This window comes from Amycolatopsis sp. NPDC024027 (assembly GCF_040638975.1).
Lineage (GTDB): Bacteria > Actinomycetota > Actinomycetes > Mycobacteriales > Pseudonocardiaceae > Amycolatopsis.
The window spans coordinates 134,840-142,880 of sequence record NZ_JBEZYY010000025.1; the positions used below are offsets into that span (position 1 = coordinate 134,840).

The following is an 8,041-nucleotide window of genomic DNA, read 5'->3' on the forward strand; positions in this document are numbered from 1 at the left end:
GGTGATCCGGCTGCCGGCGGCCGATCTCGGCGACGGCCGGGTGCTCGTCGTGGACGGCTACGGCCACACGTCGCCGGACGTCCCGAGCGCGTGCGCCTCGGCGGCCGTGGTGCGGTACCTGGCGGACCCGGACGCGCCGCCGGCGGGGACGACCTGCGCGCCCGACGCGGTTCCCTTTCCCTGACGCGGTCGTGAGTGAGAAACCGGGTCGGAACCCGGTTTCTCACTCACGACCAGCCGCGGCAGGCCGATCAGCCGAACGGACCCCACCGGCAGGGTCCAAAGACCCTGCCGCCGGGCGGGCGCGGGTGGTGTCATCAAGAGGTGCAGGCCCGCCGCAGGGCCGGTGCGGGGACCTCGGGCCCCGGCGGGCCGCACACCTTCCTCACTCCGCCATGACGCGGATGGGCTCCCCCGCCTGGTAGGCCGCGATGTCCTCGACCGCGTCGCCGTAGAAGATCTCGTAGACCTCGCGGGCGACGAAGCCGATGTGCGGCGTGAGGACCGCGTTGTCGAGTGTCCTCAGCGGATGGTCGGCGGGGAACGGCTCGGTGTCGTAGACGTCCAGCGCGGCCGCGCGGATCTCCTTGCGCCGCAACGCGTCCACCAACGCCGCTTCGTCGACGATCGGGCCGCGCGAGGTGTTCACCAGAAGCGCCGTCGGCTTCATCGCGGCGAGCTCCGCCGCCCCGACCAGGCCGCGGGTGCGCTCGCCGAGGACCAGGTGGACGGACAGCACGTCCGAGCGGGCGAACAGCTCGTCCTTGGTGACCGCGGTGACGCCGTGCGGGTCCGCCTTCTCCTGCGTGAGGTTCTGGCTCCAGGCGATGGTTTTCATCCCGAAGGCCTGCCCGATCTTCGCCGCGCCCGCGCCGAGCCGGCCGAGGCCGAGCAGGCCGAGCGTCTTGCCGTGCAGCATGGTGCCGACCGACGTCTGCCAGCCGCCCTCGCGCATGGACCGGAACTCCTGCGGCAGGTTCCGCGACGCGGCCAGGATGAGCGCCCAGGTGTGCTCGGCGGTCGGCTCCCCGAGGTAGCCGGTGGCCGACACGACGACGCCGTTGCGGCGCGCGGCGGCGACGTCGATGGCCGCGTTCCGCATGCCCGTGCTGACCAGCAGCTTCAGGTCGGGCAGGGCGTCGAGCACCGCGGCCGGGAAGCGGGTGCGCTCCCGCATCGCGACCACCGCTTCGAAGCCCTGCAGCTGCTTGACGACGTCGGCCAGGGGTTCGGTGAAGACCGTGATGTCGGCCTTCAGCGAGTCCCAGTCACCGAAGGTGAGGGCGACGTTCTGGTAGTCGTCGAGAATGGCGATCCGCATGGCCTCACCGTAGTAGGTGGGTCCGCTCAGCCGCTCTCGGTGGCGGGCGGCTCGCTGGGAAAGAGGATCGGGCTGAGCAGGTACCGGGCGCGCCCGGGTGCGGCCGGGTTGGCCAGCCGGGGGAGGATCGCGGCGCGCAGTTCGCCGACCAGCGCGGCGAGTTCGTCCCGGTCGAGCCAGACCGCGTGCTGCTGGTAGCCGACGGGGTCGACGCGCGGGTCGGCGTCGTCGCGGTCGAGGTAGGCGTTGAACTCGGCGACCAGGGCGGCCAGCGCCACGGCGAACCCGCGCCGGTGGTCGTCGGGCGACATCGACGCGGCCGTGCCGGGGTCGACGGAGGCCCGGTCCCGGCGCAACCGGTAGTGCCGCTCGACCGCGCCGCGGACCCGGCGTTCGTCGGCCACCTCCAGGACACCGCCGGCGGCGAGCAGGTCGACGTGCCGGTAGACCATGGCTTTCGAGACGTTCGGCAGGAGCGCGCCGAGCTCGGCGGTGGTCAGCGTCCGGCCACCCCGCATGGCGTGCACGATCCGCAGCCGCACGGGGTGGCCCAGCAGTTCCAAGGTGTCCACTGCCCAACAGTCTCATATGGTGATACCGTTCGCAAGATACGAGAACGGTGGGAGACCGGGATGACAGTGACAGGCACGGATCCGACGGCGGTCGCCACGGCGGTCGTCGGCATGACGGCCACGGGACGCTATGCGGAGGTCGAGGCGCTGTTCGCGCCGCGGCTGCGGGCGGCGGCCTCCGCCGAGACGCTCCGCGTCGGCTGGGAGACGGAGATCGCCAAGATCGGGGCGGTCCGGGCGGTCGGCGACCCGGTGAGCGAGCCGGCCAAGGCGGGGCTGGTCCGGGTGAGCGTCCCGGTGACCGGAGCGCACGGGGGCCTCACGGTGGTCATGTCGGTCGACGACGCCGGCCTGCTGCACGGCCTCCGGCTCGCGCCGCCGTCCGGCACGACCTGGGAGCCGCCGGCCTACGCCGAGCCGGACCGGTTCACCGAGCACGAGGTCACCGTCGGCACCGGCCCGCTCGCGGTGCCCGGCACGATCACCCGGCCCCGGGGGCGTGGCCCGTGGCCGGGCCTGGTGCTGCTCACCTCGGGGCCCGCCGACCGCGACCTGACGACCGGGCCCAACAAGCCGTTCAAGGACCTGGCGTGGGGGCTGGCCTCCCGCGGCGTCGCGGTGGCCCGGTTCGACAAGGTGACCCACGTCCACCCCGAGGCCGGCTCCGCGGCCGGCTTCACCATGGTCGACGAGTACGTGCCGCACGCGGTCGCCGCCGTCCGCCTGCTCCAGCGGCAGCGGAAGGTGGACCCGGCGCGGGTGTTCGTCCTGGGACTCAGTGGCGGCGGCAAGGCGGCTCCCCGGGTGGCGGCCGCCGAGCCGTCGGTGGCCGGCCTGGTCAGCCTGGCCGGTGACACGCTGCCGCTGAGCCGCGCGGCCGTCCGGGTCGCCCGCTACCTGGCCGAACTGAACCCCGGCCCGGCCACCACGGCGGCCGCCGAGGCGGTCGCCCGGCAGGCGGCGCTCGTCGAGGACCCCGGCCTGTCCCCCGCGACCCCGGCGGCGGACCTGCTGTTCGGCTGGCCGGCCTCGTACTGGCTGGACCTGCGCGGCTACGACCCGGTCGCGACCGCGGCGAGGCTGGACAAGCCGATCCTCGTCCTGCAGGGCGGCCGCGACTACCAGGTGACCGTGACCGGCGACCTCGCGCGCTGGCAGGAGGGCCTGGCCCAGCGGCCCGACGTGACGATCCGCGTCCACGACGCCGACGACCACCTGTTCTTCCGCGGCGAAGGACCGTCCACCCCCGCCGGGTACGAGACGCCGCAGCACGTCGACCCGGCCGTGGTCACCGGCATCGCGGACTGGGTTTCGACGCGCTGAGCGTGCACCACGCCCCGGCGGCACAGTGACGACCGGCGTGACGCAGCCCTCTTGAACACGTTCAAAAACCGGGCTACCGTGCTTCTTGAACACGTTCAAAACGAGGAGGAACCATGGACCTGATCATCGTCGCCTACGCGCTCTACCTGCTGCTCAGCATTCCGCTGACCGTGCTCGTCGCCCGGACGCTGAGCAAGCACGGCCGCACCTTCCTCACCGAGGTCTTCGCGGACAGCCCCGGCCTGGCCAACGCCGTCAACCAGCTGCTGGTCGTCGGCTTCTACCTGGTCAGCCTGGGCTTCGTGACGCTGTTCCTGACCAGCAGCACCCGGGAGCTGACCGCGCGCGGGGTGTTCGAGCTGCTGTCGGTCAAGATCGGCACGGTGGCGCTCGTGCTCGGCGTCATGCACCTGCTCAACGTCCTGGTCTTCAACGGCATCCGGCGCCGCCACCTGGCCCCGCCCCTGCCCGCGCCGGCACCGCTGCCCTACCCCGGCATGCCGCAGGCCCCGCCCTTCCCGGCTCCCTGACGGCCGCGGCGCTAACGTGCAGCGCGTGGCCAAGAGCGAGGAAACGCGGTCCCTGATCGTCACGACCGCGATGCGGCTGTTCACCGAGAACGGCTACGACCGCACGACGATGCGCGCGATCGCCGCCGAAGCGGGCGTCTCCGTCGGGAACGCCTACTACTACTTCTCGTCCAAGGAACAGCTGATCCAGGGCTTCTACGACGAGATGGCCGGGCAGCACCTGACCGCGGCCCGCCCGCTGCTGGACGGCGAGACCGGCTTCGCGGCCCGGCTCAAGGCGGTGCTGCTGTGCTGGCTCGACGTCGCCGGGCCCTACCACCGCTTCGGCACGCAGTTCTTCGTCAACGCGGCCGACCCGGAGTCGCCGCTGAGCCCGTTCAGCGACGACTCTTCGGCCGCTCGCGAAGCGTCGATCGGCCTCATGCGCGAGGTCGTCGAGGGCTCCGACGTCAAGCTCGACCCGGAACTGCGCGAACAGCTGCCGGAGCTGCTCTGGCTCTACCAGATGGGCGTGGTGCTGTTCTGGGTCCACGACCGCTCGGCCGGCACGAAACGCAGCCGGATGCTGGTCGAGCGCAGTGTCCCGCTGCTGGCCCGGCTGGCCGCGCTCTCCCGGCTGCGGGTGTTCCGGCCCGTCAGCCGGGAGATCGTCGACCTGATCCAGGACCTCGCTAAACGGGGCTGACCGCGCGGAAGTACAGGAACCGGGGCTTGGTCCGCAGGTTCGCCGTCCACTTCGGATCGGCGGCCTCGGCCCCCGGGAGCGGCATCGGCTCCACCAGGCGGTCCACCGCGAAGCCCGCGTCACGGACCGCCTGGAACGTCCAGCTCAGCGGGCGCCGGTGGAAGCGCACCACGGTGCCGGGCGGGAACTCGTCCTCCAGCAGCTCGAGCTCGAAGTAGTTCTCCTTGCCGAACCAGCGCCAGTCCTCGCCCGGGTGGTGCACCGAGAACACCAGCGTCCCACCGGGTTTGAGGATCCGGCGGAACTCCGCCAGGGCCGGGGCCCAGTCCGCCAGGTAGTGCAGCACGAGCGACGCGGTGATGACGTCGATCGAGCCGTCCGGCACGGGGAGCGGCCCGGCGATGTCCGCGACCTCGAACCGGGCGACGTCGCCGAACTTCCGGCGCGCGACGGCGATCATGCCCGCGCTCGAGTCGACGCCGAGGACGTCGGCGCCCCGCGCGGCCAGGAGCGCGCTCAGGTGCCCGGCCGCGCAGCCGGCGTCGAGCACGCTCAGCCCGTCGACGTCCCCGGCCAGGTCGAGGATCGCCGGCCGGTCGTAGAGGGCGTTGGTGACGGACTTCTCCGCGTGCTCGGCGTAGGCCTCGCTGTGGCCGTCGTACTGCGCGGCCCGCGCGCGGCCGAGGATCTCCTCGACCACCTCCGTCTTGGCGTCGGCGTAGTTCTGGATGTACTTCCACTCCCTCGCGGCGAGTTCACGCTTCTTCGCCGCGTACAGCTCCCGCTCCTCCGGGTGCGAGCGCAGGCGGTCGCGGAAGAGGCGGTAGCGCGGCGTCTGGCCGTTGCCCGGCGAGTAGACGTGCAGGTTGATGTTCGTGTCCGGGCCCTTGAAGCAGCGGTGCTTCTCCCAGTCCGGTTCGCGGATGACGAGCCGGTAGCCGGCCGCCTCCAGCGCCGGGACGTAGGTGTCCTCGTCGGCGGAGTCCGGCACCTCCAGGAGGATGTCGACGATCGGCTTGGCGCACAGCCCCGGCACCGACGTCGAACCGACGTGCTCGAGCACGAGCACCCGCTCCCCCAGCACGCCCCGGATCCGCTCGGCTTCACGCTCGAAGAGCCGTGGCCACTCCGGGTCGTAGTCGGCGAGCGTGACGGTCGAGTTGAGCTTCGGCGCTTCGCCGACCCACGCGCTCTGGACCTTTTCGTCGCTCAACGCTTCTTGGCTGGTCATTCCGGTAGACCCCCTTCAGCAAGGCAGTCGGCCAGATTATCAACGCGCGCAAGCGCTTTTTCTGGATCGGCACCGTCAGGCGATCGGCAACGGCAGCAGGTCGCCCGTCGCGGCGCGCAGCGCGTCCCGCATCGCCGCCCGCGGGGCCGGGCGGCCGGTGAAGTGCTCGGCCTGGCCGAACGCCTGGTGCAGCAGCATGTCCAGCCCCGTCGCCAGCCGGCCGCCGCGCGCCACGACCGCTTCGGCGAGCGGTGTCGGCCACGGGTGGTAGATGACGTCGAGGACGTGCCCGACCGCGGCGAGCTCGGCGACGTGCGCGGCGACCGCGTCCGGCGGGACGGTGTTCACCAGCACCGCCGCGGACCCCAAGGCCGCGAAGTCCGTCTCGGCCCAGCGCAGGACGTCGACGTCGAGCCCGGCGCGCTTCGCCGCGTCGAGCGTTTCGCCGGCGCGGGCGGGTTCGCGCACGACCAGCCGTACTTGCCGGACCCCGAGAGCGGCGAGCCCGACGACCGCCGCCGCCGCCGTCCCGCCCGCGCCGAGCACGACCGCGGTGTCCGCGGGGGACGGCTCGTAGCCGCCCGCGGCGCGCAGGGCGCCGGTAACACCCTCGACGTCGGTGCAGTCCGCGAGCCAGCCCCGCGCGGTGCGGACCAGGGTGTTGGCCGCGCCGACGGCGGCCGCCCGCGGCGTCACCTCGTCCGCGTGGTCCAGCGCCGCGCGCTTGCCCGGCATGGTGACCGACAGCCCGGCCCACTCCGGGCCGAGGCGCCCGACCAGGCCCGGGAGCTCCTCGGCGCTCGTCTCGATGCGCTCGTAGGTCCAGCCGGTCAGGCCGAGCGCGGCGAACGCGGCGCCGTGCAGCACCGGGGACAGCGAGTGCGCCACCGGCTTGCCCAGCACGGCGGCCTTCCGGACCTCAGATGACACCGCGGGCCTTGGCCAGGTCCCGGTTCTTGTTGTGCTCGTCGTTCGAGACCGCGAAGCAGGACAAGCCGTTCTTCTCGCACTTGACGAAGAACAGCCATTCGCCGTCCGGCGGCTTCACCGCGGCCTTGATCGCGTCCGAACTCGGCACCGCGATGGGCGTCGGCGGCAGCCCGGTGTTCCGGTAGGTGTTGTAGGCGCCGGATTTCGCCCGGTCGGCTTCGTCCGTCAGCAGCGTCGGCCGGTCCAGCACGTAGTTGACCGTGGAGTCCATCTGCAGCCGCATGTTGATCTTCAGCCGGTTGTAGATGGTCCGCGAGAGCTTGCCGAAGTCGGCCTTCACCGCCTCGCGTTCGATGATCGAGGCGATGATCAGCGTCTGGTACGGCGTCATCCCGGGGCCGGTCGCCTGCGGGCTGAGCCCGGCGTTCTGGATCGCCTCGGCCGAGGTGTGCACCAGCTGCCCGAGGATCTCCTGCGCGGTCGATCCGGGCTTGACGTCGTAGAGCCCCGGCGCGATCAGGCCCTCCAGCCTGCGGTCCTTGCGGTCGGCCTTGTTCGCGGGCTCGATCGCCCAGTCCGGCACGCCGAGCTGCTTCAGGTCCGCCGCGTCGACGGCCTTGCGCAGGTCGTCCGCCGAGACGCAGGTGCTCTTGCCGTTGAGCTGCGCGCACGACGCCTTCGCCATCAGGCTGTACACGCCGGGCGTGACCTTGCCATCGGGCTGGGTGATGTCGTCGAACTGCGTGTACGGCCGGATCTCCAGCTGGCCGACGCGGGCGGCCGCGTCGGTGATCCGGTCGACCGCGCTGGCCCCGGACATGTGCGACTTCATCACGTAGAAGCCGTGCTGGACCCGGGCGAGCTTCGGGTTGCCCTCGCCCGCCTTGACGAAGGCCTTGGTGCTGGCGACAACGCCCGCGGTGGTGAGCTTCGCGCCGATCGCCGACGTCGTGTCGCCGTCGGCGACCTGGAACACCACATCGTCGGTGCCGGCACCGTCGAAGTCGTCGTAGCCGAAGAACCTGTTGAAGCCGTACCAGGCGCCGCCGGCGAGCAGGGCGATCACCGCGATCGCGGCGACCCAGCCGAGGGCGCGCTTGCCCTTCTTACGCGGCTTTTGCGGCTCTTCGTCGTAGTCGTCGTACTCCTCGTCGTACTCCGACTCGTCGTAGTCGTCGTACTCGTCGTAGTCCGCGTACTCGTCGTCCTCGGCGAGGAGGCCGGGCTCCTCCGGTGGCGTCCTCGGCGGTTCGGCCGGGGGCAGCGGGGCCAGCGCGGGCAGGACGTCGGTCACCGGCTCTTCGCGGGCCGGCGGCGCCGGCGGGCGGCGGCGCGGCTCGGCGCCGGGCTCGGGCACGCCGGCGGAGCGGTCACCCGGCTGCGCGGGTCGCCGTGCGGGCGGTTCGGCGTCGGGGTCCGGCGCCGCGCGGCGCCGCCGTGAACCGGCGC

Annotated in this window: 9 protein-coding genes; 4 read left to right on the plus strand and 5 right to left on the minus strand. The window is 72.4% G+C overall.

Translation table 11 applies throughout. The features are described from left to right. The first annotated feature begins 1 nt into the window (after position 1). Positions 2-184 (plus strand): alpha/beta hydrolase, encoded by a 183-nt coding sequence (locus tag AB0F52_RS42500; protein ID WP_360183509.1) that lies wholly within the window; start codon positions 2-4, stop codon positions 182-184. Between the two features lie 201 nt (positions 185-385). Here AB0F52_RS42500 and AB0F52_RS42505 read toward each other — a convergent pair whose 3' ends face one another. Together AB0F52_RS42505 and AB0F52_RS42510 are read right to left on the minus strand one after the other, a co-directional pair. Next, complete coding sequence (locus AB0F52_RS42505) at positions 386-1,321, minus strand: D-2-hydroxyacid dehydrogenase family protein (RefSeq protein WP_360183511.1); 936 nt, start codon at positions 1,319-1,321, stop codon at positions 386-388. A gap of 26 nt (positions 1,322-1,347) precedes the next feature. After that, positions 1,348-1,893: a helix-turn-helix domain-containing protein gene (locus tag AB0F52_RS42510; RefSeq protein WP_360183513.1), complete on the minus strand. Its 546-nt coding sequence runs from the start codon at positions 1,891-1,893 to the stop codon at positions 1,348-1,350. Positions 1,894-1,953: 60 nt separating this feature from the next. Here AB0F52_RS42510 and AB0F52_RS42515 point away from each other — a divergent pair, with 60 nt between their 5' ends. From AB0F52_RS42515 to AB0F52_RS42525, 3 genes are all read left to right on the plus strand, one after another. Continuing rightward, a complete protein-coding gene (locus tag AB0F52_RS42515) occupies positions 1,954-3,216 on the plus strand; it encodes a hypothetical protein (RefSeq protein ID WP_360183515.1) in 1,263 nt (420 codons plus the stop codon). A 113-nt stretch (positions 3,217-3,329) separates the two neighbouring features. Next, positions 3,330-3,746 carry a hypothetical protein gene (locus AB0F52_RS42520; protein ID WP_360183517.1) on the plus strand — a complete coding sequence of 139 codons (417 nt, stop codon included), beginning with the start codon at positions 3,330-3,332 and terminating at the stop codon, positions 3,744-3,746. A 25-nt stretch (positions 3,747-3,771) separates the two neighbouring features. Then, positions 3,772-4,431, plus strand: a complete 660-nt coding sequence (locus AB0F52_RS42525) for a TetR family transcriptional regulator (RefSeq protein WP_360183519.1) — start codon at positions 3,772-3,774, stop codon at positions 4,429-4,431. Here AB0F52_RS42525 and AB0F52_RS42530 read toward each other — a convergent pair. From AB0F52_RS42530 to mltG, 3 genes are all read right to left on the minus strand, one after another. Further along, a complete protein-coding gene (locus AB0F52_RS42530) occupies positions 4,418-5,662 on the minus strand; it encodes a GrpB family protein (RefSeq protein ID WP_360183521.1) in 1,245 nt (414 codons plus the stop codon). The two genes, AB0F52_RS42525 and AB0F52_RS42530, sit on opposite strands and share 14 nt — an antisense overlap. A gap of 75 nt (positions 5,663-5,737) precedes the next feature. Further along, positions 5,738-6,592: a shikimate dehydrogenase gene (locus tag AB0F52_RS42535; RefSeq protein WP_360183523.1), complete on the minus strand. Its 855-nt coding sequence runs from the start codon at positions 6,590-6,592 to the stop codon at positions 5,738-5,740. Continuing rightward, the coding region (gene mltG / locus AB0F52_RS42540; protein ID WP_360183525.1) for an endolytic transglycosylase MltG at positions 6,582-8,041 on the minus strand (1,460 nt) is incomplete at its 5' end. The genes mltG and AB0F52_RS42535, both read right to left, overlap by 11 nt.

Excerpts from the sequence above, each read along its gene's own strand:
- AB0F52_RS42505 (WP_360183511.1), bottom strand. The coding sequence starts at position 1,321 with ATGCGGATCGCCATTCTCGACGACTACCAGAACGTCGCCCTCACCTTC.
- AB0F52_RS42515 (WP_360183515.1), top strand. The coding sequence starts at position 1,954 with ATGACAGTGACAGGCACGGATCCGACGGCGGTCGCCACGGCGGTCGTC.
- AB0F52_RS42520 (WP_360183517.1), top strand. The coding sequence starts at position 3,330 with ATGGACCTGATCATCGTCGCCTACGCGCTCTACCTGCTGCTCAGCATT.
- AB0F52_RS42530 (WP_360183521.1), bottom strand. The coding sequence starts at position 5,662 with ATGACCAGCCAAGAAGCGTTGAGCGACGAAAAGGTCCAGAGCGCGTGG.